The sequence below is a fragment of the Vibrio sp. 10N.222.55.C6 genome (assembly GCF_041473395.1).
Classification (GTDB): Bacteria; Pseudomonadota; Gammaproteobacteria; order Enterobacterales; family Vibrionaceae; genus Vibrio; species Vibrio crassostreae_C.
On the sequence record NZ_JBFRSD010000090.1, the window covers coordinates 1 to 430 of the forward strand.

General features: G+C 42.8%; 1 protein-coding gene. It reads right to left on the reverse strand.

From position 1 onward, the window contains the following. The coding region (locus AB4486_RS22680) for an ATPase, T2SS/T4P/T4SS family (protein ID WP_372118726.1) at nucleotides 1–430 on the reverse strand (430 nt) is incomplete at both ends.

Below are 430 nucleotides of genomic sequence, written 5' to 3' on the forward strand. Positions count from 1 at the left end.
CGTTGATCTCTAGGAATAAAGCCAGAAAAGATGTTAAGTGTTGTCGTTTTACCAGAGCCAGTCCCTCCAGAGATTAAGATATTTAATTCACCTTTAACCGCAGCTTCGACAAACTTAGCCATCTGAGGAGACACTGAGTTATAGTCAATCAAGTTATCCATAGTCAAACGGTCTACAGCAAAACGACGGATAGAAACGGAAGGACCATCAAGTGCGAGAGGTGGGATAATCGCATTAACACGTGAACCATCAACTAAACGGGCATCTACCATAGGTGACGCTTCATCTATGCGGCGACCAACCTGACTGACGATACGGTCAATAATGTTTCTTAAATGGCGATCATCAAGAAAAGTATAGGGCGTTTTTTCAAGTTTACCTCTTCGCTCCACGTAAACACTTTTAGGGCCGTTGACCAATATATCTGACA